Genomic DNA, 23,447 nt, shown 5'->3' on the forward strand with positions numbered 1-23,447 from the left:
CATTCAGAATTTTCCGCGCAACATCCCTGATATCTGCGATTTGCATCTACCGGCATTCCCGCCATACCAGAGTTGAAATTGGGCGAGACAATCCCCAAGTGTATACCATAGTACACAATAAGACAGAGGACAGATATGACCGAAGACCAGATCATTGGATTGCTAACGTCAAACATCATTTACCTGCTCGCCGCGGTTCTGATTATCACTGTAATTTTCAAGGGCATTAAGATCGTGCCGCAGTCCGAGAAATACGTGGTTGAACGGTTTGGGCGCCTGCATTCGGTGCTTGGGCCGGGAATCAATTTTATCGTTCCCTTTCTAGATGTTGCACGTCACAAGATATCCATTCTGGAACGTCAGCTGCCAAACGCAACCCAGGACGCAATCACCAAGGATAACGTTCTGGTGCAGATCGACACCTCAGTTTTTTATCGGATTCTGGAGCCGGAAAAGACGGTTTATCGTATTCGTGACGTTGATGGCGCAATTGCGACCACGGTCGCAGGGATCGTACGTGCCGAGATCGGTAAAATGGACCTTGATGAGGTTCAGTCCAATCGCGCACAACTGATCACCCGCATTCAGGAAAGCGTCGAAACCGCTGTTGACGACTGGGGCATCGAAGTGACGCGCGCCGAGATTCTGGACGTGAATCTAGATCAGGCCACACGCGACGCGATGTTGCAGCAGTTGAACGCTGAACGCGCCCGCCGGGCACAGGTGACCGAGGCCGAAGGGCAAAAGCGTTCGGTCGAGCTGCAGGCGGACGCCGAACTTTACGCCGCTGAGCAGACTGCAAAAGCCCGCCGTATTCAGGCCGAAGCCGAGGCTTACGCGACCGGCGTCGTCGCCAAGGCCATTCAGGACAACGGTATCGAGGCCGCGCAGTATCAGGTAGCATTGAAACAGGTCGAAGCCCTGAATGCGCTGGGTAACGGCACCGGAACGCAAACCATCGTGGTTCCCGCAAATGCGCTTGAGGCCTTTGGTGACGCCTTCAAGATGCTGAAAGGAGGAAGATAATGGCCGACCCTTTCTGGCTGACATGGTGGCTCTGGCTGGCCGGGGCACTGGCCCTGGGCATTCTTGAGATCATCCTGCCGGGGTTTATCTTTCTGGGATTTGCGGTTGGCGCTGCGATAACGGGCCTTCTGCTTGTTATCCCCGGCATTGCTCCCAACTTGCCCGTGCTACTGTTGATCTTTGCTGTCTTGTCGCTGGTTTCCTGGTTGGTTTTGCGGCGCATGTTCGCCCTGCCCCACGGCCAGGTAAAAATCTTCAGACACGATATCAACGACTGACACCAACATCGCAGCGCCCATGGGTCACAAGGCCCCACTGGACGCTGCCGCAGGCTTTCCCTATATAATTTCTCAGGTAACAGCCCCGAGGCATGAATGACTCATCCAAGTGAACAGTTTGAAGGCACACCACTGATTGCGCCCTCAACCATTGAGCATCCCCTGTACGAAGCAGTGGTAGAAGCTTGTCGCACTGTGTTTGACCCGGAAATCCCAGTGAACATCTACGATTTGGGCCTGATCTACACCATCGACATCGACAAAGAAAACGCGGTGAAGGTGATCATGACCCTAACCGCGCCCGGATGCCCGGTCGCCGGTGATATGCCCGGGTGGATTGTCGAAGCGATTGAACCGGTCGCAGGCGTCAAAGAGGTTGATGTCGAACTGACATGGGAGCCCCCCTGGGGCATGGAAATGATGTCAGACGAAGCACGCCTCGAGCTCGGCTTCATGTAGGTTTTGGTTCGGGCTTCAAAGTTAAAGCCCTGAATTTCAAATTGAAATGGCCGCCTCCCGACGGGGCGGCCATTTCGCATCTAAGGCGTTGTGCGGACTATTCTACGCCGCAGGTCGATTTGATCTCGGCAGCACGTTGGTCAAGCTCTTTGACATAATCGCCATTCAGCATGCTTAGCCGTTTCTTCTCGGTTCCCGTGGCCAACCCTAGTAAGGCACCGGCTGGTGTGATCGCAAAGATACTCTCTGCCTGCTGGTCTTCCGCATGCTTCTTTTCAGCTGCAATGGCGCGCAAGTCACCTTCGGCAGTCGAGCAATTCACTGGATGGCGTTCAGCATCTGCAGCAGCAGACACGGAACCCACGCTTAGCAACAACGCGCCAACCGACTGAATCAAATAGGTTCTTTTGGGGAAATGTCCGATCTCTGCCATATTCATTCACCTTGTGCTCAAATTTCATGATACTATGGTCAGGCTAAGGCGAACTTTGTTAACGGCGCAAGTTTACTTTGGCATTCAGGTCGATTGGCCTTGTAACCGTCGGTAAAAGTTAGGTCAGCAGGTCTGCTATGTCTTGAGCCCGCCGCCTCTCGGCCCTAAATTGGCGGTAACGCAGCGCAACGGAGAACCCCATGTTTGGCATTCCCGGCAAACAAGCCGTGACAATAACGCCCAAAGCGGCCGAACAGATCGCACGCCTGATGGCGTCGGGCGGTCATGCCGGCCTGCGTATCGGCGTCAAAAAGGGCGGCTGCGCCGGCATGGAATACACCATGGACTATGTGGACGAGCCTGACGCGAACGACGAAGTCGTCGAGCAGAGCGGCGCCAAGGTCATGATCGCCCCGATGGCGCAGATGTTCCTGTTCGGCACCGAAATCGACTATGAAGTCTCGCTGCTGGAATCCGGGTTCAAGTTCCGGAACCCGAACGTCGTGGACGCCTGCGGCTGTGGCGAATCCATCAAGTTCGACGACGCGCTTTCCTCGCAAAACTAAGTCGCCTGCAGATGCACGTAAGTCTCGTTGTAGCGTCGCGTCAGGTGCTGACCCGCGCTGATCGTTTTACCTGACTGCGGCGGGGCGACATTGGTGTCGTAGGATGGATTAAAAAACAACGGCACCGAGATTCGTTCCTGCGCGCCTCCGATCACCCGGTGCTGAGTGGCTTTGACCTGACCCGAGGTCCAAAATTCCAGCATCTCTCCGAAATTGATGATGAAGGTGCCGGGATCTGCTGAAACCGGTTGCCAGCTATTGTCCGGCATGCGGACCTCTAACCCTGACGAACCATCAGTCGCCAGCAAGGTCAGGCAGCCGTAATCCGTGTGCGCTCCGATCCCAAAGTCCCGATCGCCGGCCCATGTGGGGCGCTGCGGATAGAAGTTGCCACGCAACAGCGCCATTGGCGTGTCAAAGGCGCGATCAAAACTGGTTTCGTCGCGTCCCAGAGTGACTGCAATAGCGCGAAGCACGCGCATCGCCACCGCACAGGCATCACTGTAGTATTCCCGGATCGTACTTTGAAAACCCTGCGGGTTTTTCGGCCACAGGTTTGGCGCATAAACACTTAGGCCCTTATCCGCATAGGCATTGTTCTCGGGCAGCTCAAAACCGCAATCGAACACCTCTTTGAAATCCGGATTGGCCGCCGGGTCCACCTGTTCGGATTGTGGTGCCCCCCACCCCCGGTTCGAACCCGTCGCGGCCATGTCGACGATTTGTTTCTCGGCTACTGGCAGGTGAAAGAAATCGTGGTAGGCGGCAATCACATGGCGCACCTGATCGCCGGTCAGACCGGTGTTCGACACCGTCAAAAACCCGACCTCGCCGACAGCATGCAGCAGTTTTCTCAGCTCGGCTTTGTCCTGGTTGTCCAGTTTTTTCAGGTCCAGATCGTCGATCATGCTGCCCTCCAATCTGGCGTGGAACTTGCCGTTGTGGGTGGCCGTTTGCAACCGGAATTGTCACGCTGGACTTGTGGTGCTATCCGGTGAGGAAACAACGACTTATTTTGGGGGTATGCGTTATGCGGCGCAAGCTGGCAGCTGGAAACTGGAAAATGAACGGAACTTCGGCAACCTTGACCGAGCTTCAGGCGCTGGCCCGTTCCTACCCCGCTGCAACGGTAGATGTACTGATTTGCCCTCCGGCGACTCTGCTGCATCGCGCTGCGGACGCCGTAAAAGGAACAGAGATCACCGTTGGCGGTCAGAACTGCCACGCCGCTGAGTCTGGTGCCCATACCGGTGACATCAGTGCGGAAATGTTGGTCGATGCCGGGGCCAGCAGCGTCATCCTTGGCCATTCCGAACGGCGCGAGGACCACGGCGAGCAAAACGAGGACGTACGCGCCAAGGCGCGAACTGCGATGGATGCCGGGCTGAAGACGATCATTTGCGTCGGTGAAAGCCTGGAACAGCGCGAGGCGGCCAACACGCTGGACATTATCGGCGGTCAGATGTCCGGCTCAATCCCGGATCAATCGACCGGTGAGAACCTGATCGTCGCGTATGAACCCATTTGGGCCATTGGCACCGGAAAAGTCCCTACGTTGAATGAGATCGGCGAGGTTCACGATTTTATCCGTGCCCGGCTCGAACGGCGGTTCGGCGAGGGTGTCGGCCGCTCGGTCCGCTTGCTTTACGGTGGCTCGGTCAAACCCAGCAACGCGGCCGACATTTTCGCAGTCTCCAACGTGGACGGAGCGCTGGTGGGCGGCGCCAGCCTGAAAGCTCAGGACTTTTCAGGCATTATCGACGCCCTGCAAAAAGCCTGAAGTCAGGCCAGCTTCATCGTCACAAGCCCTGCCACAATCAGGGCCGCTGCAATTAGGCGGGGTGCGGTCAGCGCCTCGCCCAGAAACATCACGCCGACCATGAATGCGCCCACCGCGCCGATCCCGGTCCAGATGGTGTAGGCCGTCCCCAACGGCAGATCGCGCATCGCCAGCGCCAACAACCCGAATGAGCCGACCATCGACACGCCCATCAGAGCCGTGGGCCACAGGCGCGTGAAACCGGCGGACTGCTTCATGGCAACCGCCCAGACGATCTCCAACAGACCGGCAAACAACAACAATATCCATGGCATTTGGACACCTCGTATCTTTTCGGGTCGTCCCGAATGATCAGCCAAATCGGCGAGGTCGTCCTCTGTGCTCAAGATAAAACCTCTGAACCGGGGTTCAAGAGGGCAGACTTTCAACCGAACTCCTAGGGGACACCCGGACCAGTAAACGACGATCGCCCTGTCGATGTGAAGAAACTGTGAATGCCGCAACTCATCCGGTGACACGAAACTGATGCGTTCGCGCTCTATTCTTCCTTCACGCCACACTCACACAGGCAGGGAACAAGAATGGACGACGCCGAACTGAAAGCGCCAAGATCATGTATCATTTGCATGAAATGGGGGGATGCATTCGGCGCTGACTACGTCAATACGCTGTATTGCGCGGTTAAAGACCACCTGTCTCTGGATCATGATTTCATATGCATTACCGACAATCCCGAGGGTCTGGCGGCTGGGATCAAAACCCACCCTCTTAGGTTTCCACAACTTGAAAGAGATCAATGGATTCACGGCAAATGGCCCAAGGTTCTGATGTTCGACAGGCAAATAGTTGGTGGCTATGACGCGGCCTTGTTCCTTGATCTGGATCTGGTCGTCACCGGCAATCTGGACCCGTTGCTTGCGATCGTGATGGAAAAAGGTGGCTTGTATCTGATGCCCAAGTTCCGCGGTCTGATCTGGCGTCTGATACCTGCTGCTATCTGGGATCAAATCCCCCGGATCATGAACAAAGTCACCCGGGGCAATTCGTCTGTGGTCGGCTTCGTACCAGCGGAACAGTTCCACCTGTGCGATGACTTTGACAGCGCGACCGATTTGCCGAGATACGAAAATGATCAGAACTATATCTCTGCCCTTGCGAAAGACCGCAAATGCTATCCCAAAAACTGGTGCATCGGTATTATTCATCTGGTGTATTATTGGCCATTCGGCCTGATCTTCAAACGGTACAAAAGGCGGCCGGGTCGACCGAAGATTGTCATTTTCAATGGCCGCCCAAACCCGGCAGAGCTGATTGATGACAGCATCGGGTATTGGGGCACGCGCCGCCGTCGCGCCCATGGCGGGATCGAATGGGTAGCCGATTATCTGGAACGATACAGCACGTAAAAAAGGGCCGGGTCTGACGACAGACCCGGCCCCCCAGCTCTTTCGGATAAACCGCTAGTTCGTAATAATCTCAGGCCCCATGAACGTGTTCGGCAGGAAGGTCGATATCCACGGGATATATGTGACCATGATCAGGAAGACGAAGAGTACTGCCAGAAACGGCAGCGCCGCTTTCACAACGCTCATCATTGGCATTCCGGCCACGCCCGAGGTCACGAACAGGTTCAGACCCACCGGAGGCGTGATCATCCCGATCTCCATGTTCACCACCATGATGATACCCAGATGGATCGGGTCGATACCCAGCTCGATCGCAATCGGGAACACCAGTGGTGCAACGATGACCAGCAGGCCCGATGGCTCCATGAACTGGCCGCCGATCAGCAGGATCACGTTGACCACGATCAGGAAAGTCACCGGTCCCAATCCCGCCGACAGCATAGCGCTGGCGATGTGCTGAGGCACCTGCTCATCTGTCAGCACGTGCTTGAGGATCAGCGCGTTGGCGATGACGAACAGCAGGGTCACCGTCAGTTTGCCAGCCTCGAACAGCGTGTGCTTGGTATCGGGGTGAAAGAACGCAGTCACCAGCGCGTAAGGCTTTTTCAGCAGCGGCAGATTCGGTGTCCCCTCTTCGGTACTGAGCGGCCCCATGTCCTTGTAGACAAAGCTGGCGATGAAAAAGGCGTAGACGGCAGCCACCGCAGCGGCTTCGGTCGGGGTGAAAATCCCGCCATAAATGCCACCCAGAATGATGACGATCAGGAACAGGCCCCAACCGGCCTCACGCGCCGAGGTAAAGATCTCACCCCAGCCTTTCCAATCCCCTTTCGGCAGGTTCTTGACCTTGGCCATGACATAGATGGTGACCATCAGCATCAGACCCGCCATCAGGCCCGGAATGACACCCGCAAGGAACATCCGGCCAACCGAGACCTCAACGGCCGCAGCATAAACAACCATCACAATCGACGGTGGGATCAGGATGCCCAGCGTACCGGCGTTACAGATCACACCAGCGGCGAATTCCTTGGAATACCCAACCTGCCGCATCCCGGCGATCACGATCGAACCAATGGCGACCACAGTGGCCGGAGACGAACCGGAAAGTGCGGCGAACAGCATACAGGCAAAGACACCGGCAATTGCCAGACCACCGGGCAAATGCCCCACACAGGCAATCGAGAACCGGATGATCCGCCGCGCAACACCGCCGGTCGTCATGAAGGACGACGCGAGGATGAAGAACGGAATAGCCAGCAGCGTAAAGTGACCTTCGAATGCTTCGAACAGGGTGCCTGCAACCGATGCCAGCGAACTGTCGGAATAGATCAGCAGGAACAGGGTCGAGCTGAGGCCCAGTGCCACCGCGATCGGCACACCGATCAGCAGCAGGCCAATGACCATCGAGAAAAGAAGAATTACGTCCATCAGTCATGCTCTCCTTGCTGAGCCCGGACTTCTTCGATCTCGTCCTCGACTTCGTGGCTGGCGACAAGCCGGTCGGTCTCACCACGCCAAATTTGCACCGCAACCTGCGAAAAGCGGATTACAAGCAACAACATGGAAACCGGCAAAACCAGATACGGCACAACTTTGGGCAACTTCTCGTAGCCCTCGCCATAGTTGATCAGGTCCTCCAGGAAACGCAGCGGCGCGACCATTGGAATGTCATCGACTTCATAGAAGCTTTGACTCCGCGCGCCGGTGTCAAAACCAGTGGGGAACCAGCGGCCAGAGGTCGGTGGCAGGTCAGCAAAAACCGCCCAGTAGTCATATGACCCTTTCAACAAAAGCAGCGAGAACACCAGACAGCACGCCACCGCTATCAACGCCAGAATACGGCGCGGTGCCGGTGCCAGCATGTTCAGGATCGCATCCACACCCAGATGCGCGTGTTTCTTGACCGCGTATGACGCGCCCAGAAGAACCAGCCAACCAAAGGTGAACACTGTCAGTTCTAGAGCCCACAGGATGTTTGAATTAAATACAAACCGCGCGATCACGTTGGCAAAGGTCACGACCGTCATCAGGCCCAACAGCAACGCAATCATGGTTTCTTCGATATGGTCGACCAGCCCGCCTTGGCCGGGTTTCGAACCAGACATTTTTCTGTCCCCACATTATTGGTGATGAGAGTAAGTGTGGCGGGCCTTGTCCCGGCCCGCCCGGCCTGCGCGTCGATTACTCCCCAGTTCCCGGACGCGCTGCCTGATCCGGGATCAGAACCCGGCGTTGATCGCCTGAGCGGCGTCGATCTTGTCCTGACCCACGTCGTCAGCGAACTTGTCCCAAACCGGCTTCATCGCATCGACCCAAGCCTGACGCTGCTCTGGGTTCAGTTCGCGGATAATACCGCCCGCATTGGTGATCGAGGCTTTGGCCGCTTCGTTCACTGCAAAGGCTTCCTTGTTCCGGGTCTCGGTCACTTCGCCCAGAATGGTTAGGAATTGATCACGCACTTCAGGGTCAAGGCTGTCCAGCCAGTCAACCGACGTCACAACCAGATAGTCGATGATGCCGTGGTTGGTCTCGGTGATGCCGTCCTGAACCTCGAAGAACTTCTTGCCGTAGATGTTCGACCAGGTGTTCTCCTGCCCGTCCACAACGCCCTGCTGCAGCGCGCCGTACACTTCCGAGAACGCCATTTTCTGCGGGCTGCCGCCGATGGCTTCCATCTGGGCAACCAGAACGTCCGAGGATTGAACACGGAACTTCAGGCCCTCGGCATCCGTCGGGGCCTCTAGCGGTTTGTTGGCCGACATCTGTTTCATGCCATTGTGCCAGAACGCCAGCCCCTGCAGGCCACGGCGCTGCATGCTGTCCTTCATCGCCTGACCATCGGCCGAGGCTTGGAACGCATCCACGGCGTCGATGTTCTTGAACATGAACGGCAGGTCGAACAGACGGAACTGCTTGGTGAATTTCTCGAACTTCGACAGCGAAGGCGCGGCCAGTTGCACGTCGCCCTGCAGCATCGCCTCAAGCACTTTGTCATCGTTATAGAGCGTGGAGTTCGGATAAACCTCCATGCACATCACGCCGTTCATCTCGTCATTGACGCGCTGTTCCAGCAGAGATGCCGCGATGCCTTTTGGGTGTTTGTCGGTGTTCGTCACATGCGCAAACTTGACGACGATTTCGCCGTCATCACAGGCGGCCATGGCGGCGGTGGCAGAAACACTCAGCGCCAGCGCGGTGGCTGCAGTTGTCAGGAATTTCATTTGTCTTTTCCTCCCAGACTTCCATGAAACCTTCAGTTGACGCCGCATCGACGCCACATGTCGCGCAGTGAAGCGAATCAAGGGGCACCGCTCAACTTTTTGTTGTTGATTTGGAAGTTAATGAATTTATCATTTATTAACGGTGCCTTACAAGCCATCTTGCATCTCCAAAGGTCTATGCCAATTCCACCCGTGCGAAAATCCGCACAACTTTCACCACGGATGTGCGATCTTCCGCACAGACACCGAATCATGCAGCATAAAGCGAGTGGTGATTCTCCTACCGCGATTGCAGCCCGCAGCAGCGGGCTGCCCGGCCCAACGCCTTTAAACGCGTGATAATGCGGCCAAAGGCGGCGGGAGCTCCCCTAGCGACGATAGTCCTCGGGACGAATCTGATAACGTGCCAGTTTGTCGTAAAAGGTCTTGCGCGGCAGCTTCAGCGCCTTTGCGGCATCCGAGGCTTTGCCGTTATGCCGCCCAAGCGCCGCTATCAGCAAAGACCGTTCGACCCGCGCCATCTGTTCGCTCAGACCCAGATCCGCAGCCTGTGCAACTTCTTCCGGCATTCCCAGCACGAACCGCATCGCCGCCGACATCAGCGATCTGGCATTGCCCGGCCAATCACTGGCCATCAGCGAGGCAAGATGTTCCGAGGTAATCTCGGGCTCGGCGATGCCGGCCTGCTCGGCCGCCTGTGCGACATAGTGGCGGAAGATCACCGGAATATCCTCGGGCCGTTCGGCCAGAGAAGGGATACGTACGCGCATGACATCCAACCGGTAGAACAGGTCCGCATTGAACCTGCCTTGCTCTGACAGCACGGCAAGATCAGCAGTTGTGCCTGCAACGATTCGGGCACCGGTCCCCTGCTCCACCATTTCCAATGCAGCGTATTGCGTAGCCTCCGGCATGGCCGAAACCTCGTCCAGAAACAGGGACCCGCCAGCCGCATCTTCGCACACACGTGCCAGCCCCTCGGGTGTCAGCCCTGACGCCGGGCGCTTGACGAATGGGCCCTGCCCGACAGGTGACATCAGGTGCACCACTTCGGCCACTTTCGATATCCCGCTGCCCGGCGGTCCGGTGACCAGAACCTCAGCGCCAGTCGGCGAAACGGAGCGCACGCGTTCACGCAGCGCTTCGGCTTGGGCGGACAAGCCGAACAATAGCCGCGCCGCAGGATCGCCACGCTCAAGTTCCGATTTCAAAGCGCGCTGCTCGATCACCTGCGCGCGCGCGTCCAACGCGCTCTGCAAAACGGGTAGCAGATCGGCAGCAGCGCATGGTTTTTCCAAAAAGTCGAACGCACCCTGCCCCATGGCCTGGACGGCCATCGGGATGTCGCCCTCGCCAGTCAATAAGATGACGGGAAGTTCAGGATCGATTTCTCGCGCGTAATTCAACAGATGAAAGCCATCCCGGCCGGGCATACGGATGTCCGATACAATGACGCCGGGAAAATCTGTACGGATATGGTCCTTCGCCGCCACGAACGAGCCTGCCGTGACGGGATCGTAATCCGCCAATTCCAACGTCTGCGCCAGGGCTTCGCGGACTGCGGCATCGTCATCGACCAGTAGAACTTTCCGCGTCATGCGACCTCATGCTCCGTGAATGGCTCAAGTTCGACCGTAAACTGTGCCCCGGTCTCCAGATTGGTGCCCCGGATGTTGCCTCCGAAGCTTTGCACCAGACCATACGAGATCGACAGCCCGAGCCCCATACCTTCGGAGGATCCGACGGCTTTGGTCGAATAAAACGGCTCGAACAGCTTTTCCGAGTTTTCGATGCCCGGCCCGATATCGCGCACGGTCACGGCCAGCTTGTTGCCGCTTTCGATTCTGATGCGGACAAGGCGATCATCCTGTCCGCTCATGGCGTCGGCTGCGTTGTTGATCAGGTTGACGAACACCTGAACCAGGCGCACTTCGCCACCCCATGCAAAAACCGGATTTTCCGGAGGCACCCAATCCATGGCAACGCCTTCGGTACGCAATCGAGCTTCGGACAATTCCACCGCCGTGTCGATCACCTGCACCAGATTGACCTTGCCCATCGGCTCACTTTCGTTTCGGGCAAATGCGCGCAGGTTCTTGATGATGCGCGCCATCCGGGCCGCCATAGCCGAGATCCGCGTCAGGTTTTCCGAAGCCTTTTCTTCCCGCCCGCGGGACAGAAAAGCAGCACCGTTGTCCGCGAACTGCTGGATCGCCATCAATGGCTGGTTCAGTTCATGACTGATACCGGCCGACATTTGGCCCAACGCGCTCAGCTTGCCAGCCTGAATCAACTCTTCCTGCGCGTGTTTTAGCGCAGCTTCGGCGTCTTCACGTTCCCGCACCTCGCGGCGCAAAGCCACGTTTGCCGCAGTCAGCGCCTGGGTTCTTTGAGCCACGCGGCTTTCCAAAATCGTGTTGGCCTCAGCCAATGTGCGTCTGCGTTCGGTCGCCAGAAAGAGCAGCGCACCGAAGGCCAGACAGATCGCTGCGACAGTGGCCGCCTGCAACCCTGCCAAACGCCGCGCGGGCGCCACGTCCACCAGAACCTCGGCCGTCATGTCGATCACGGGCAATTCCAGCATCAGATGCAATGCACGGCTGGGCAGGTAACGCCCCCAGTTCAGCTTCCAAACCTCGTGCGGGCCAACCAGAACCGACCCAAACTCGACCGCGCCGCCATCCGGAGGTGTCAGGCCGAGTTGCCCATCATCCCGGCGCCAGAACAGCAGATCCGATCGATTCGAGATAAAGACGATGCCTTCCCCATCGATAAAGAAAACCGCTTCGGTACTGCCGCGCCAGGTCTGCTCCACGTCCTGCACATCGGCAACAACGATCAGCACGCCTTCGACCTGGCCGGCGGGGCCAAAGGCCGGCGCCGCGTAGGAGTACGTGCGATCTCCACTGTTTTCCACAACCCCATGCGCGCTGCCCATCGCGCCCTGCAAGGCGCGCCTGAAAGCCGGATGGTCGGCCATGGTTGGCTGCGCTACAGGTTGCGCCGAGGCCAGAACCCGCCCCTCTCGATCCAGATACATCATGTTCACGGCCGAGGTCTTGTCTGCCACATCCAGCAGTATCGACCGGGCCGCCTGTTGCTGCGCAGCCGTCTCAAGGGTGCGCAGGGCAGGATGGGTAGCCATCAGAACCGCCAGTTCCTGATACACCTGCATCTGAGTGCTTAGTCGGTCGGCCGCCAACTCAAGATCGGCTTCGGCCTTTTCGCTGAGCTGCGACAACGCCTGCCGATAGCCATAGGACCAGACGCCAGCCGACAACAGACCGACCGCAAACAGAAATCCCAGAATGACCCAAACCCTGTGCATGACATAGGGTCTTGCATTCGGCGCGCCGCATGGCAAGTCTGCGCCGCATGAAGACGGTATTTCAATCTCCGGTCGACCCGGATTTCGTTCAGAACCCCTACCCGTTCTACGATCAGGCCCGAGAACACGGCGACCTTGTCTATTGGGACGACTACGGGAAAGTCGCGGCTGTATCGCACCGCGCGGTTTCGGCCCTGCTAAAGGACCGCCGGTTCGGGCGAGAAGTTCCGGCGGAAATGCACACACCCGGTCCGGCTCATCTTGCGCCGTGGTTGGCTGTCGAGGCGCATTCACTTCTGGAGGCCGAGCCACCCAGGCACACCCGCCTGCGCGCATTGGTTATGCGGGCTTTCACGTCGCGCGCAATCGCGGCGCTTGAACCTTCGCTTCACGATCTAAGCCACTCTCTGATAGACGAATTTCCTGATGGGTCTTTTGATCTGCTGCCCGCGTTTTGCACACAAGTTCCGGTCATTGCGATATGCCGTCTTCTGGGTGTGCCAGAGGAAATGGCCCCCAGCCTGCTGCGCTGGTCGCACGACATGGTCGCGATGTATCAGGCCAGTCGAACGCCCGGGACCGAGACTGCGGCCGCCGCTTCATCACAGGAATTCACCGACTTTCTGATCGGATACATCGAACAGCGCCGCAGCGACCCGCAGGACGATCTGATCACCCGACTGATTGTGGCCGAGGAAGATGGAGAGAAACTCTCGCGCGAAGAATTGGTGGCCACGTGCATTCTGCTTTTGAATGCCGGGCATGAGGCGACGGTGCATTCATTAGGAAATGGCGTAAAGACCGTTCTGCAATTGGGTATCGGGCCTCAGGCCTTTGCGACGGACATGATCGACAGCACGGTGGAAGAGATTTTGCGCTATGACCCACCGCTGCACATGTTCACCCGATTTGCCTACGAGGACATCGAAGTTTTCGGGCACAGGTTCAAACGCGGCGATGAGGTCGCGCTGCTTCTAGGCGCTGCGAACCGAGACCCTGCGGTCTGGAGCAACCCGAACAAGTTTGATCCTACCCGCCCGATCACTACAAACACCAGTTTCGGCGCAGGACTGCATTTTTGCGTCGGGGCACCGCTGGCCCGTATGGAAATGCGCATCGCGCTGTCCGCGTTGTTTGAACGCCGTCCCAATCTGCGCCTGAGTGCCGAGCCGGAATACTCGAACACCTATCATTTCCACGGGCTGACCAAATTGATGGTTCAGGTCTGATCTCAGTTGTCGATCAGCGCGTTCAATGGGAGCATAGTCGTCGACTTGATCTCTTCCATCGACAGCAAGGCGGTCACGTTGTGCACACGCACCTCTGAAATCAGTGCCTGATAGAATTCGTCATAGGCACGCGCGTTCTTGACCCGCACCTTGAGGATATAGTCGATGTCACCGGCCAATCGGTGCGCTTCTTGCACTTCGGGCCTGTCGCGAAGCGCCTTGAGAAACTTATGCTGCCAGTCGGCTTCGTGCTCTGAGGTGCGGATGAGGACGAAAAACGTCGCCTCAAATCCCAGGGCTTCGGCGTCCAGTAAAACGGTCTGCTGACCTATCACCCCGGCCCCTTTGAGCTTGCGTATCCGATTCCAGACCGGGGTCTTGGAACTGCCGACGCGGGCGGCTATTTCGTCCAGTGATTGGCTTGCGTCCCGCTGCAGCTCGATCAGAATTTTCCGATCCGTATCGTCAATCCGCACCGACATTCCAATTTTCCTTTCGTTTCGAAACCAGCGTCCCGATCGGCAACCCCTACGAAACGTTTGTTCTTATTTACCCGCCCATATGGCGCAACAGCGGGAATATTTCCTATATTGCAACTCAAGTCAAACCACACTCGAGACACGAAATGCAGCTTACGCAATCATACGATGGCACAGGACATGTCGACTTTGTCGGCGCGGGTCCCGGCGATCCGGAATTGCTGACGCTCAAGGCGCTGAATGCCTTCGAGCGTGCGGACGTTGTGCTGCATGACCGCCTGATCAGCGCTGAAGTGCTGGCCCTGGCCGGTAAGACCGCTGAACTGGTCGATGTCGGTAAGGTCGGGTTCGGTCCCTCGTGGAAGCAAGAAGACATCGACGCCCTGCTGGTAGAGTATGCCCAGAAAGGTCAGCGCGTGGTGCGTCTGAAATCCGGGGACCCGACTGTGTTTGGCCGCCTCGACGAAGAGATTGAGGCCGTCGCGGCGGCAGGTATCTCGTGGCGGATCGTTCCGGGCATCACCGCAGCATCGGCCGCCGTAGCCGGGATTGGTCAAAGCCTGACGCGCCGTGGCCGCAATTCGTCGGTGCGGTTCCTGACAGGCCACGACATGAAGGGTTTTGCAGATCACGACTGGGCAGCGCTGGCGCGTTCCGGTTCGGTTGCGGCGATCTACATGGGCAAGAAATCGGCTCGCTTCATTCAGGGCCGCCTGATCATGCACGGCGCCGACCGCCAAACGCCGGTGACACTGATCGAAAACGCCACGCGCCCCGATCAACGCATTCTGTCCACCACACTGGACCAACTGCCCACCGATCTGAAAGCCGCCGATATGAACGGCCCCACCCTGACATTTTATGGCCTCGCCCCGCGCCAGGCGGCCGCGGCCCTGACCGAATTCAAGAAGGAGCACGCCTGATGGCCCGCGCTTTTACCCCCAAAGTGGTGACCGCCAACGACCTGTTGGAAGGTGACGTTATCTATCTGACCGAAGACGATCGCTGGTCGCGCGAACTGTCCGAGGCCGAGTTGATCACCGACGAAGCCCACGCGCAGATGCGTCTGCTGGATGCCACACGTCAGGCCAGCAAGATTGTTGGTGCCTATCTGGCCGATGCCGTCGCCGGCGAAAACGGCCCCGAGCCCGCCCATTTCCGGGAAGACTTCCGCCGCACTGGTCCGTCCAACTATGCCCACGGCAAACAGGAAACTTCCCCGCAGCCCCGGGCCTGACCTCTGGCCCTTCTCTCTCCCCTTCTCAAGGCCCCAAGGTTCGGGGCTGCAACTAAGGACAGCTAAACATGTATCGCTACTCCGAGTTCGACACAGCATTTTTGGCAGAACGTAACGCGCAGTTCCGCGCGCAGGTCGAGCGCCGCATCGACGGCTCGCTGACCGAGGATGAATTCAAACCCCTGCGTCTGATGAACGGCCTGTACCTGCAGTTGCACGCCTACATGCTGCGCGTGGCCATCCCTTACGGCACGCTGAACAGCGCGCAGATGCGCCAACTGGCATTGCTGGCCGAGAAGTGGGACAAGGGCTATGGCCATTTCACCACGCGCCAGAACATCCAGTACAACTGGCCGAAACTAAACGACGTACCGGACATGCTGGACGCGCTGGCCGAGGTTGGCATGCACGCCATCCAGACCTCGGGCAACACCATCCGTAACGTGACCGCCGACCACTTCGCCGGTGCCGCCGCAGATGAAATCGCCGACCCGCGCCCCTATGCCGAGCTGCTGCGCCAATGGTCGACCGACCACCCGGAATTCCAGTTCATGCCGCGTAAGTTCAAGATCGCCATCACCGGCTCGGAAAACGACCGCGCCGTGATCAAGGCGCATGACATCGGCCTGCAACTGGTCGAGCGTGACGGCGTCCTGGGTGCCCGCGTTATCGTTGGTGGCGGTTTGGGCCGCACCCCGATGATCGGCAAAGAACTGTCAGAATTCGTCGCCTTTGACGATCTTCTGGCTTACCTCGAAGCCACCGTTTCCGTGTGGAACCAGATCGGTCGCCGCGACAACAAGTACAAGGCGCGCATCAAGATCACTGTGCATGAGCATGGCATCGACGCTATCCGCGCAAAAGTGAACGAGCGCTTCCTGAAGGTCCGCCCGCAGTTCAAGGGCGCGGACATGAATCTGCTGGAAGAGATCAAGGGCCACTTTGCCCCGCCGGTGTTCCGCGAAGCCTCGGTTGCCTCGTTCGAGAGCGCCTACACCAATGATCCGGTCTTCCGCTCGTGGGTCGACACCAACATCGCACCGCACAAGAACGCGGACCACGCTATTGTCACCATCTCGATCAAAAAGCACGGCCAGACGCCGGGCGATGCGACCGCCGAGCAGATGCGCGTGATGGCCGATCTGGCCGAAGAGTTCGCCTATGACGAGCTGCGCATCAGCCATGAGCAGAACGTGATCCTGCCGCATGTCCACAAATCGGACCTGCCCGCGATCCATGCGAAGCTGAAAGAGCACGAACTGGCCACCGCCAATATCGGCTTGATCAGCGACATCATCGCATGCCCCGGCATGGACTACTGCGCGCTGGCGACGGCTCGCTCGATCCCGGTTGCCCAGGAAATCGCGACCAAGTTCGACGACCTGAAGCTCGAGCATGACATCGGCCACCTGAAGATCAAGATCTCGGGCTGCATCAATGCATGTGGTCACCACCACGTCGGTCACATCGGCATCCTGGGTCTGGATCGTGCGGGCGTCGAGAACTACCAGATCACTCTGGGTGGCGACGCAACAGAAACCGCAGCTGTTGGTGACCGGACGGGTCCGGGCTTTGCCTATGATGAGATCGTGCCCGCCGTCGAACGTATCGTCGAAACCTATCTGGAACAGCGCATCAGCACCGAAGAGACGTTCTTGGAAACCTATCGCCGCGTAGGCATGGCTCCGTTCAAAGCGGCGCTTTACCCCGAGGCGCAGGCCAATGCCGCTTGACCTGATCCAGACGGAACTGGGCAAGGATCGCGCTGAACTGACCGAACAGGTCAACGCGCTGAACGCCCAATTCCGCCACCACAGCGCCCATGACGTAATGCATGGCGCGGTAAAAGAGATCGAAGAGCTTGCTCTGGTCTCAAGCTTTGGTGCGGAATCGGTGGTGTTGCTGCACATGGCAGCCGTTGTCGACAAGATGACGCCGGTGCTGTTCGTGGACACTCAGATGCTGTTCACCGAAACGCTGGAGTATCAGCAGGAGGTGAGTGAGCGTTTGGGTCTGAAAAACATCCACATCATCCGCGCCGATGATGAGGATGTGGAACGCGACGACCCCTATGGGGCACTGCGCCTGGGTGACACGGATGCGTGCTGCAACCTGCGCAAAACCTTCCCGCTGCAAAAGGCTCTGGCGGGTTATGACGGTTGGATTACCGGTCGCAAACGCTTCCAGTCGGGCACGCGTGCCGCCCTTGAGTTCTTCGAAGTCGAGGACGGCACAGGCCGGATCAAGGTCAATCCGCTGGCGCACTGGGCGCCCGAAGACGTGCGCGCCTATATGGACGAAAACAACCTGCCCCGGCACCCGCTGGTGGCCAAAGGATTCCCGTCGATCGGTTGTGCGCCCTGCACCTCGCCGGTCAAAGAAGGCGAAGACCCCCGCGCCGGACGCTGGCGTGATCAGAACAAAGAAGAATGCGGCATCCATTTTGTTGACGGCAAGATGGTCCGCTCCGGAGAGAAAACATGAACGTAATCGTAACGGATGGGGGCTTTGCCCCGGATGACTGGACTGATGGTTTTGTCACGCTCGAGGACGCAGCGAACGACGTTGTCGCGCTGGATGTGGCATCGGACACAGATCCGGATGAACTGTATAGCCGGATGGGCAGCGCCCAAATGGTGCGTGTGGACTTCCCGTCCTCGGCCGATGGGCGTGGTTTCACCATTGCGCGTGTTCTGCGCCTGAAAGGCTACACCGGTCGTCTGCGCGCCAAAGGCCATGTTCTGGCCGATCAGTACGCAATGGCGCGACGCAGCGGGTTCGACGAGGTCGAAATCGACAACGCGCTGGCAGCGCGCCAGCCCGAGGATCAGTGGCTTGCCCGCTCAGACTGGCAGAACCACAATTATCAGGCCCGCCTGCGCGGCTGAATCCGCCAATCGCCAGCTTGTGAAAAGAAAGGGGCATTAAGCCCCTTTTCCTGACTTGGATCAAAGATTAAACGGAGATGTCGGTTTACCCCGCCGACAGTGAAACGATGACAGAGATGAAGCCCGTGACCGAAGCAACCGCCGTAAAGGCCCCCGTCCTTCCGGACGCCCAGACCGTAACAGACGTCAAACACTGGACCGACAGCCTGTTTTCCTTCAAGGTCTCGCGCCCTGCGTCCCTGCGGTTCCGCTCGGGAGAATTTGTGATGATCGGCCTGCTGGGCGACAACGGCAAGCCGCTGTTGCGCGCCTATTCGATTGCGTCACCCTCGTGGGACGAAGAGCTGGAGTTCTACTCGATCAAAGTGCAGGACGGCCCACTGACGTCGAAGCTGCAGCACATCAAGCCGGGCGATCAGATCATTCTGCGTCCCAAGCCCGTTGGTACGCTGGTGCACGACGCTCTGTTGCCCGGCAAGCGCCTGTGGTTCTTTGCCACTGGCACCGGTTTTGCCCCATTCGCATCGCTGCTGCGCGAGCCGCAGACATATGAGGATTATGATGAGGTCATCATCACCCATACCTGCCGCGAGGTTGGTGAGCTGGAATATGGCCGTCAGCTGATCGAAAACATCCGCCAGGACGAAATGCTGGCCGAACTGATGGGCGAAGGCTTTGCCGACAAGATCCGCTACTACCCGACCACAACGCGGGAAGAGAGCCCCAAGATGGGCCGTATCACCGAACTGCTGAAAGACGGCACCGTGTTTGCCGATCTGGGCATCGAAGGTGGCATCAAACCGGACACCGACCGGGCGATGGTCTGTGGTTCGTTGGCCTTCAACCTCGACATCAAAGAGATTCTGGAAGAGTTCGGTCTGCGCGAAGGCGCAAACTCCGAACCTAAGGAATTTGTCATCGAAAAAGCCTTTGTTGGTTAATCCAACACGCCGGTTCCGGGGTAATTTGCCCCGGAGCATCGAAAAACCCCTGACAAAACCCGGATTTTTCCGACCGGCCTGCACTTATGCCGCTTGAAACGGCGTGCAGGCCGGTCTAAATTTCGGGCTCGAAATTCTGCAATCATCAAAGGAATGAACCCATAGCCCGCAGACCTCACAACGCGCCGCCGCAGAGAGACACCGGCCCGCGCGTAAATGACAAGATCCGTGCCCCCGAAATTCGCCTGATTGGCGCCGAAGGTGAAAATGTCGGGGTGGTTCATCCCGCCAAAGCCATGCAGATGGCCGCAGACGCCGGACTTGATCTGGTTGAGATTTCGCCCAATGCGAACCCGCCGGTCTGCAAGATCATGGACTTCGGTAAGTTCAAATACGAGCAGCAGAAGCGTGAAAGCGAAGCCCGTAAGAAACAAAAAGTCATCGAGGTTAAAGAGGTCAAATTCCGGCCCAACACCGACACTCATGACTATGACGTAAAAATGCGGAACGTGTTCAAGTTTCTTGAAAACGGTGACAAGGTCAAAGTGACCCTGCGTTTCCGTGGTCGTGAAATGGCGCACCAGAACCTGGGGCGCGAGCTACTGGAACGCGTTGCCGCAGACACCAAAGAAATTGGCAAGGTTGAAAACATGCCGAAGATGGAAGGCCGTCAGATGATCATGATGATCGGCCCGCTGCCGCAGAAATAAGCCCTGCGAATACCTGATTTCGAACCCTGTCAGATACGCTCTGGCAGGGTTTTTTCGTTCTTGCCTTCTCCGTTTTCCGACCGCAGAGCGTGAAAACACGCAGCCGGATTCCGACACCATGTCGGAATCCGGCCCCCTGATTTCGACTTCTCTCTGGCGCAAAGGGAAAAGACTCATCGCCCGGACGATCCGACACTTTACGGAAACGAACCACGGAGACGGCGATGGGCGAGATGTCATTTTCAGGCGGCGTGTATCAATCGCTTCCGTCCCAAAGTTATTGCGACGACACGGTGTTCTCGCAAGAGCGCACCCGCATATTTCGCCGTAGTTGGCACCTGATCGGCCATTCAACCGACATCGCCAATTTCGGGGACTATGTCGTCGAAGAAATCGATGGGATTTCCGTTATCGTAATTCGAGGTCAGGACGGTGAAATCCGCGCTTTCTACAACGTTTGCGTGCATCGCGGGCATGAATTGCTGCAAGGCAGCGGCTGTACCAAAAAGATGACCTGCCCGTACCATGCATGGACCTATGACACGACCGGTCAGTTGAGGGCAGCACCAAACGCTGCCTCGTTTCCCGGTTTTGAGAAAGAGAAATACAAACTGCGTTCGGTTCGGGTAGAACTGTTCTTCGGGCTCATTCTGGTGAACCTTGATGACGCGGCCCAACCGCTGGCCAGTTTGGCAGAGAGCGCCCTGCCCGAAATCTCGGAATATGCGCCCAACCTGCCCCACTACAGACGCGCAGACCGGACCGATCGGCTGGCCCAGGCGAATTGGAAGGTGGTCGCCGAAAACTTCAATGAATGCTATCACTGCGCTGTCGTACACAAAACGCTGACCGCAGGTGTGGTCGATCCGGATCAATACCGCACCCGAGGGTTTGACTACGGCATTCGACACGCAAGCCCTGCCCGTCCGGATTCTCAGAAATCCTACAGCTATGTTGCCGATCCCGAGGCGCGCACTGACAAGTTTCTGACCTGGTGGTTTTTCCCACTGTTCGCGTTACAGGTTTATCCCGGCGGCATCGTGAACACTTACCGCTGGAAACCGTTAATCGTGAACCGGACCAAAATCGAAGTCGACTGGTGGCTGCCTGATTCTGAACCGAACGCCGTTGAGCGTGAGATCATTCACCAGCACCGAACCACCACATTTGCCGAGGACGGACCAATCGTGGACTCGGTCCAGCGCGGGCTGGAAACCGGCGCTATCGGAGCTGGCGCGCTGGTTGTGGATGATGCGTGCTCGTCCCAGTCCGAACATCCGATCATGGCCTTCACCGCGCTGTATCAGGGGGCCATGGACATTCCGGCCCCCTGAGCAGCGTCGTCAACGTTGTCACGCCGGAATCGACGTTGAGATTGCCCGGCTCAATTTACTGACGAGTTCGTCAATGTGCGTGTCTTCAATGATGAATGGCGGGGCCAGCAGGATGTGGTCCCCAAGCCGTCCATCCCGCGTGCCGGACATGGGATAGCAGATCAGACCTTCGGCTAAAGCGGCCTTCTTGATCTTGCCCGCAATACCGTGCGCTGGATCAAACGGCGTTTTTGACTCGCAATCAGACACCAATTCCAATCCGCGGAACAGGCCCCTGCCGCGGATATCTCCGACATTCGGGTGCTGGCCAAACTCGGCTTGCAGAGCCGCGTGCAGTTTCTCGCCCATCACCCCAGCGCGCGCAGGCAGGTCGCGCGAGGTCAGCTCCTTTACGACAGCTAACGCCGCAGCAGTGGCGACCGGGTGACCGATATAGGTGTGCCCGTGCTGGAAAAAGCCAGAGCCATTCCGGATTGCGTCGTAAATTTTGCCGGTGCACATCATCGCACCAATTGGTTGATATCCGGCGCCCAACCCCTTGGCGATACACAGGATATCTGGCGCGACACCATCATGATCGCACGCAAACAGATGCCCCGTCCGGCCCATACCACACATGACTTCATCAAGGATCAGCAAGACCCCATGCTGGTCGCAGATCTCACGAATCCGCGTGAAGTAACCTTCGACCGCCGGAACAGCGCCAAGCGTTGCCCCGACAACCGGTTCCGCCATGAAGGCCATTACCGTTTCGGGGCCCAAACGAAGAATCTCTGCCTCAAGTTCATTGGCCACACGCTGACCGTATTCAAAACTGCCCTCGCCATCTGGCTTTTCGGCATACTCGAAACACGGCGCGATATGCGTCATCTCGATCAGCATCGGGGCGAACTGGGCACGGCGCCATTCGTTGCCCCCTGCGGACAAGGCTCCGAGAGTATTCCCGTGATAGCTCTGCCGCCGCGCAATCACCCGGCGCCGCTCTGGTTGCCCGATCTCCAAATAGTATTGCCGCGCCAGCTTCATGGCCGCCTCGGTCGCCTCGGACCCGCCCGAAACAAAATAGACTCGGTCAAGATCTCCCGGTGCATGTTCAATCAACAGGTCGGCCAAAGCTTCGGCCGGCTCGGATGTCATAAAGCCGGTGTGTGCAAAGGCGATCTTCTCGACCTGATCCTGAACGGCCTTTATCACAGCCGGGTTCGAGTGCCCCAGGCAAGACACCGCGGCATCACCGCAGTCCAGATAACGCTGTCCTTGTGCGTCAATCAGATAACACGCGTCTCCGCCTACTGCGACTGGCAGTTCCGATTTGGTGTGACGTGGAAAAACGTGGCTCATGCGATTGCCCCCTTCAAAGCTGCGACAAGCGCCGAAACCGACGCCGCGTTGTTCGCCCAAATATTCCCATTGCTGTCAATCATACTGTTTTCAAACCCGACCCGCAGGTCTCCGCCACGTGCGGCGGCAAGTTGCAGACAGGCGTGTTCCTGCTTTCCGAACGCGCAGATCATCCATCGGGATGAGTCCTGCGGAAACTGATCAAGGTCCTCCGATTTGGATTCCTGCCCTGACGTATACCTCCCCAGAACCAGCAATCGATCCGTTTGCCCACCCTGGACAGTCCCGCTGGATTCCCATTGAGCCAAAAGACCAGCGTCCTCAGCGTCATAAAGAATGTGTTGAACGCGGGTTCCCTGCTCGGCGCACAAATCGTAGACCTTTGCGGCAAGTTCAGGTGCCCGCGCAACCTCTCGTACCGAAATCGAAGCCCATTGCGGTTGCACCTGCTGCAAACAGGCCAATTGCGCGGGAACGTCAAAGATACCCGCCGCTTCGGTCGTGATCTGAATGTCCATATCAGGCACAACGCGGCGCAGTTCCGCTATCGTCTCAAGGTATCGTCCTGCATCAAGTGTGTGCTGACCTTGCTGATCACGAACATGCAGGTGGATGCCGTGGGCGCCAGCCTCAAAGCAACTTTGAGCCGTGTCCACGATTTCCTGCAGCGAAACAGGCAGTTTTGCGTGATCCGCGTGCCCTCGGCGCGCACCATTCGGCGCTACCAGAATATAGGGTTTGGGCGGGGTTTGAGTTTCAGACATCAGAGCAACCTTTGCAACTTGTAC

Annotated in this window: 26 protein-coding genes; 15 read left to right on the top strand and 11 right to left on the bottom strand. The window is 57.8% G+C overall.

Features of this window, described 5'->3' with window-relative positions:
- Nucleotides 1-135: 135 nt before the first annotated feature.
- The 3 genes from MHN28_RS02210 to MHN28_RS02220 all read left to right on the top strand — a co-directional run bounded on the left by MHN28_RS02210 (nt 136) and on the right by MHN28_RS02220 (nt 1,763).
- The gene (locus tag MHN28_RS02210) at nt 136-1,026 is read left to right on the top strand and encodes an SPFH domain-containing protein (protein WP_239335468.1); all 891 of its coding nucleotides are present in this window, start codon (nt 136-138) and stop codon (nt 1,024-1,026) included.
- Nucleotides 1,026-1,304 carry an NfeD family protein gene (locus tag MHN28_RS02215; RefSeq protein WP_239335470.1) on the top strand — a complete coding sequence of 93 codons (279 nt, stop codon included), beginning with the start codon at nt 1,026-1,028 and terminating at the stop codon, nt 1,302-1,304. Before MHN28_RS02210 ends, MHN28_RS02215 begins: the two co-directional genes overlap by 1 nt.
- Before the next feature lie 96 nt (nt 1,305-1,400).
- Entirely contained in the window at nt 1,401-1,763 is a 363-nt protein-coding gene (locus tag MHN28_RS02220; protein ID WP_239335472.1) for an SUF system Fe-S cluster assembly protein, read from the top strand.
- 97 nt (nt 1,764-1,860) lie between these two features.
- Here MHN28_RS02220 and MHN28_RS02225 read toward each other — a convergent pair whose 3' ends face one another.
- On the bottom strand, nt 1,861-2,196 hold the full coding sequence (locus MHN28_RS02225; RefSeq protein ID WP_239335474.1) for a hypothetical protein: 336 nt from the start codon (nt 2,194-2,196) through the stop codon (nt 1,861-1,863).
- Nucleotides 2,197-2,396: 200 nt separating this feature from the next.
- Between MHN28_RS02225 and MHN28_RS02230 the strand changes: the two genes are divergently transcribed.
- The gene (locus MHN28_RS02230; protein ID WP_239335476.1) at nt 2,397-2,762 is read left to right on the top strand and encodes an iron-sulfur cluster assembly accessory protein; all 366 of its coding nucleotides are present in this window, start codon (nt 2,397-2,399) and stop codon (nt 2,760-2,762) included.
- On the opposite strand, the gene MHN28_RS02235 is transcribed toward MHN28_RS02230, so the two are convergent.
- Complete coding sequence (locus MHN28_RS02235) at nt 2,759-3,670, bottom strand: isopenicillin N synthase family oxygenase (RefSeq protein WP_239335478.1); 912 nt, start codon at nt 3,668-3,670, stop codon at nt 2,759-2,761. The two genes, MHN28_RS02230 and MHN28_RS02235, sit on opposite strands and share 4 nt — an antisense overlap.
- A 122-nt stretch (nt 3,671-3,792) precedes the next feature.
- On the opposite strand from MHN28_RS02235, the gene tpiA reads away from it, so the two are divergent.
- A complete protein-coding gene (tpiA, locus tag MHN28_RS02240) occupies nt 3,793-4,542 on the top strand; it encodes a triose-phosphate isomerase (RefSeq protein ID WP_239335480.1) in 750 nt (249 codons plus the stop codon).
- Nucleotides 4,543-4,544: 2 nt separating this feature from the next.
- Here the strand turns inward: tpiA and MHN28_RS02245 are convergent, their stop codons facing one another.
- Nucleotides 4,545-4,856 carry a multidrug efflux SMR transporter gene (locus tag MHN28_RS02245; RefSeq protein WP_239335482.1) on the bottom strand — a complete coding sequence of 104 codons (312 nt, stop codon included), beginning with the start codon at nt 4,854-4,856 and terminating at the stop codon, nt 4,545-4,547.
- A gap of 267 nt (nt 4,857-5,123) precedes the next feature.
- Here MHN28_RS02245 and MHN28_RS02250 point away from each other — a divergent pair, with 267 nt between their 5' ends.
- The gene (locus MHN28_RS02250; protein WP_239335484.1) at nt 5,124-5,948 is read left to right on the top strand and encodes a hypothetical protein; all 825 of its coding nucleotides are present in this window, start codon (nt 5,124-5,126) and stop codon (nt 5,946-5,948) included.
- A 54-nt stretch (nt 5,949-6,002) separates the two neighbouring features.
- On the opposite strand, the gene MHN28_RS02255 is transcribed toward MHN28_RS02250, so the two are convergent.
- The 5 genes from MHN28_RS02255 to MHN28_RS02275 form a co-directional block, all read right to left on the bottom strand.
- The gene (locus MHN28_RS02255) at nt 6,003-7,379 is read right to left on the bottom strand and encodes a TRAP transporter large permease (protein WP_239335486.1); all 1,377 of its coding nucleotides are present in this window, start codon (nt 7,377-7,379) and stop codon (nt 6,003-6,005) included.
- Nucleotides 7,379-8,056 carry a TRAP transporter small permease gene (locus MHN28_RS02260; protein WP_239335488.1) on the bottom strand — a complete coding sequence of 226 codons (678 nt, stop codon included), beginning with the start codon at nt 8,054-8,056 and terminating at the stop codon, nt 7,379-7,381. Before MHN28_RS02260 ends, MHN28_RS02255 begins: the two co-directional genes overlap by 1 nt.
- A gap of 114 nt (nt 8,057-8,170) precedes the next feature.
- On the bottom strand, nt 8,171-9,172 hold the full coding sequence (locus MHN28_RS02265; RefSeq protein ID WP_239335490.1) for a DctP family TRAP transporter solute-binding subunit: 1,002 nt from the start codon (nt 9,170-9,172) through the stop codon (nt 8,171-8,173).
- A 368-nt stretch (nt 9,173-9,540) separates the two neighbouring features.
- A complete protein-coding gene (locus tag MHN28_RS02270; protein ID WP_239335492.1) occupies nt 9,541-10,770 on the bottom strand; it encodes a sigma-54 dependent transcriptional regulator in 1,230 nt (409 codons plus the stop codon).
- On the bottom strand, nt 10,767-12,500 hold the full coding sequence (locus tag MHN28_RS02275; protein WP_239335494.1) for an ATP-binding protein: 1,734 nt from the start codon (nt 12,498-12,500) through the stop codon (nt 10,767-10,769). The genes MHN28_RS02270 and MHN28_RS02275 overlap by 4 nt, the downstream gene beginning before the upstream one ends.
- A gap of 47 nt (nt 12,501-12,547) precedes the next feature.
- Here MHN28_RS02275 and MHN28_RS02280 point away from each other — a divergent pair, with 47 nt between their 5' ends.
- Nucleotides 12,548-13,729 (top strand): cytochrome P450, encoded by a 1,182-nt coding sequence (locus MHN28_RS02280; RefSeq protein ID WP_239335697.1) that lies wholly within the window; start codon nt 12,548-12,550, stop codon nt 13,727-13,729.
- A gap of 2 nt (nt 13,730-13,731) precedes the next feature.
- On the opposite strand, the gene MHN28_RS02285 is transcribed toward MHN28_RS02280, so the two are convergent.
- On the bottom strand, nt 13,732-14,211 hold the full coding sequence (locus MHN28_RS02285) for an Lrp/AsnC family transcriptional regulator (RefSeq protein ID WP_239335496.1): 480 nt from the start codon (nt 14,209-14,211) through the stop codon (nt 13,732-13,734).
- A gap of 143 nt (nt 14,212-14,354) precedes the next feature.
- Here MHN28_RS02285 and cobA point away from each other — a divergent pair, with 143 nt between their 5' ends.
- The 8 genes from cobA to MHN28_RS02325 all read left to right on the top strand — a co-directional run bounded on the left by cobA (nt 14,355) and on the right by MHN28_RS02325 (nt 21,318).
- On the top strand, nt 14,355-15,131 hold the full coding sequence (gene cobA / locus MHN28_RS02290) for a uroporphyrinogen-III C-methyltransferase (protein WP_370645638.1): 777 nt from the start codon (nt 14,355-14,357) through the stop codon (nt 15,129-15,131).
- Nucleotides 15,131-15,445 carry a DUF2849 domain-containing protein gene (locus MHN28_RS02295; RefSeq protein WP_239335498.1) on the top strand — a complete coding sequence of 105 codons (315 nt, stop codon included), beginning with the start codon at nt 15,131-15,133 and terminating at the stop codon, nt 15,443-15,445. The genes cobA and MHN28_RS02295 overlap by 1 nt, the downstream gene beginning before the upstream one ends.
- A gap of 68 nt (nt 15,446-15,513) precedes the next feature.
- Complete coding sequence (locus MHN28_RS02300) at nt 15,514-17,178, top strand: nitrite/sulfite reductase (RefSeq protein ID WP_239335500.1); 1,665 nt, start codon at nt 15,514-15,516, stop codon at nt 17,176-17,178.
- Nucleotides 17,168-17,929 carry a phosphoadenylyl-sulfate reductase gene (locus tag MHN28_RS02305; protein WP_239335502.1) on the top strand — a complete coding sequence of 254 codons (762 nt, stop codon included), beginning with the start codon at nt 17,168-17,170 and terminating at the stop codon, nt 17,927-17,929. Before MHN28_RS02300 ends, MHN28_RS02305 begins: the two co-directional genes overlap by 11 nt.
- Nucleotides 17,926-18,333, top strand: coding sequence for a DUF934 domain-containing protein (locus MHN28_RS02310; RefSeq protein WP_239335504.1), 408 nt, complete (start codon nt 17,926-17,928; stop codon nt 18,331-18,333). Before MHN28_RS02305 ends, MHN28_RS02310 begins: the two co-directional genes overlap by 4 nt.
- Nucleotides 18,334-18,440: 107 nt before the next feature.
- Complete coding sequence (locus tag MHN28_RS02315) at nt 18,441-19,274, top strand: ferredoxin--NADP reductase (protein WP_239335698.1); 834 nt, start codon at nt 18,441-18,443, stop codon at nt 19,272-19,274.
- Nucleotides 19,275-19,435: 161 nt separating this feature from the next.
- Entirely contained in the window at nt 19,436-19,984 is a 549-nt protein-coding gene (infC, locus tag MHN28_RS02320) for a translation initiation factor IF-3 (RefSeq protein ID WP_170413373.1), read from the top strand.
- 224 nt (nt 19,985-20,208) lie between these two features.
- Nucleotides 20,209-21,318: an aromatic ring-hydroxylating dioxygenase subunit alpha gene (locus tag MHN28_RS02325; RefSeq protein ID WP_239335506.1), complete on the top strand. Its 1,110-nt coding sequence runs from the start codon at nt 20,209-20,211 to the stop codon at nt 21,316-21,318.
- A gap of 18 nt (nt 21,319-21,336) precedes the next feature.
- Here MHN28_RS02325 and MHN28_RS02330 read toward each other — a convergent pair whose 3' ends face one another.
- Both MHN28_RS02330 and MHN28_RS02335 read right to left on the bottom strand, forming a co-directional pair.
- Complete coding sequence (locus MHN28_RS02330) at nt 21,337-22,659, bottom strand: aspartate aminotransferase family protein (protein ID WP_239335520.1); 1,323 nt, start codon at nt 22,657-22,659, stop codon at nt 21,337-21,339.
- A complete protein-coding gene (locus MHN28_RS02335) occupies nt 22,656-23,423 on the bottom strand; it encodes a 3-keto-5-aminohexanoate cleavage protein (RefSeq protein ID WP_239335522.1) in 768 nt (255 codons plus the stop codon). The genes MHN28_RS02330 and MHN28_RS02335 overlap by 4 nt, the downstream gene beginning before the upstream one ends.
- Nucleotides 23,424-23,447 lie beyond the last annotated feature (24 nt).

This window comes from Ruegeria sp. Ofav3-42, assembly GCF_022347725.1.
GTDB lineage: Bacteria > Pseudomonadota > Alphaproteobacteria > Rhodobacterales > Rhodobacteraceae > Ruegeria.

What these genes read in the sequence shown, in the direction of transcription:
- MHN28_RS02210 (WP_239335468.1), top strand. Translation starts at nt 136, where the DNA reads ATGACCGAAGACCAGATCATTGGATTGCTAACGTCAAACATCATTTAC.
- MHN28_RS02215 (WP_239335470.1), top strand. Translation starts at nt 1,026, where the DNA reads ATGGCCGACCCTTTCTGGCTGACATGGTGGCTCTGGCTGGCCGGGGCA.
- MHN28_RS02220 (WP_239335472.1), top strand. Translation starts at nt 1,401, where the DNA reads ATGACTCATCCAAGTGAACAGTTTGAAGGCACACCACTGATTGCGCCC.
- MHN28_RS02225 (WP_239335474.1), bottom strand. Translation starts at nt 2,196, where the DNA reads ATGGCAGAGATCGGACATTTCCCCAAAAGAACCTATTTGATTCAGTCG.
- MHN28_RS02230 (WP_239335476.1), top strand. Translation starts at nt 2,397, where the DNA reads ATGTTTGGCATTCCCGGCAAACAAGCCGTGACAATAACGCCCAAAGCG.
- MHN28_RS02235 (WP_239335478.1), bottom strand. Translation starts at nt 3,670, where the DNA reads ATGATCGACGATCTGGACCTGAAAAAACTGGACAACCAGGACAAAGCC.
- tpiA (WP_239335480.1), top strand. Translation starts at nt 3,793, where the DNA reads ATGCGGCGCAAGCTGGCAGCTGGAAACTGGAAAATGAACGGAACTTCG.
- MHN28_RS02245 (WP_239335482.1), bottom strand. Translation starts at nt 4,856, where the DNA reads ATGCCATGGATATTGTTGTTGTTTGCCGGTCTGTTGGAGATCGTCTGG.
- MHN28_RS02250 (WP_239335484.1), top strand. Translation starts at nt 5,124, where the DNA reads ATGGACGACGCCGAACTGAAAGCGCCAAGATCATGTATCATTTGCATG.
- MHN28_RS02255 (WP_239335486.1), bottom strand. Translation starts at nt 7,379, where the DNA reads ATGGACGTAATTCTTCTTTTCTCGATGGTCATTGGCCTGCTGCTGATC.
- MHN28_RS02260 (WP_239335488.1), bottom strand. Translation starts at nt 8,056, where the DNA reads ATGTCTGGTTCGAAACCCGGCCAAGGCGGGCTGGTCGACCATATCGAA.
- MHN28_RS02265 (WP_239335490.1), bottom strand. Translation starts at nt 9,172, where the DNA reads ATGAAATTCCTGACAACTGCAGCCACCGCGCTGGCGCTGAGTGTTTCT.
- MHN28_RS02270 (WP_239335492.1), bottom strand. Translation starts at nt 10,770, where the DNA reads ATGACGCGGAAAGTTCTACTGGTCGATGACGATGCCGCAGTCCGCGAA.
- MHN28_RS02275 (WP_239335494.1), bottom strand. Translation starts at nt 12,500, where the DNA reads ATGCACAGGGTTTGGGTCATTCTGGGATTTCTGTTTGCGGTCGGTCTG.
- MHN28_RS02280 (WP_239335697.1), top strand. Translation starts at nt 12,548, where the DNA reads ATGAAGACGGTATTTCAATCTCCGGTCGACCCGGATTTCGTTCAGAAC.
- MHN28_RS02285 (WP_239335496.1), bottom strand. Translation starts at nt 14,211, where the DNA reads ATGTCGGTGCGGATTGACGATACGGATCGGAAAATTCTGATCGAGCTG.
- cobA (WP_370645638.1), top strand. Translation starts at nt 14,355, where the DNA reads ATGCAGCTTACGCAATCATACGATGGCACAGGACATGTCGACTTTGTC.
- MHN28_RS02295 (WP_239335498.1), top strand. Translation starts at nt 15,131, where the DNA reads ATGGCCCGCGCTTTTACCCCCAAAGTGGTGACCGCCAACGACCTGTTG.
- MHN28_RS02300 (WP_239335500.1), top strand. Translation starts at nt 15,514, where the DNA reads ATGTATCGCTACTCCGAGTTCGACACAGCATTTTTGGCAGAACGTAAC.
- MHN28_RS02305 (WP_239335502.1), top strand. Translation starts at nt 17,168, where the DNA reads ATGCCGCTTGACCTGATCCAGACGGAACTGGGCAAGGATCGCGCTGAA.
- MHN28_RS02310 (WP_239335504.1), top strand. Translation starts at nt 17,926, where the DNA reads ATGAACGTAATCGTAACGGATGGGGGCTTTGCCCCGGATGACTGGACT.
- MHN28_RS02315 (WP_239335698.1), top strand. Translation starts at nt 18,441, where the DNA reads ATGACAGAGATGAAGCCCGTGACCGAAGCAACCGCCGTAAAGGCCCCC.
- MHN28_RS02325 (WP_239335506.1), top strand. Translation starts at nt 20,209, where the DNA reads ATGGGCGAGATGTCATTTTCAGGCGGCGTGTATCAATCGCTTCCGTCC.
- MHN28_RS02330 (WP_239335520.1), bottom strand. Translation starts at nt 22,659, where the DNA reads ATGAGCCACGTTTTTCCACGTCACACCAAATCGGAACTGCCAGTCGCA.
- MHN28_RS02335 (WP_239335522.1), bottom strand. Translation starts at nt 23,423, where the DNA reads ATGTCTGAAACTCAAACCCCGCCCAAACCCTATATTCTGGTAGCGCCG.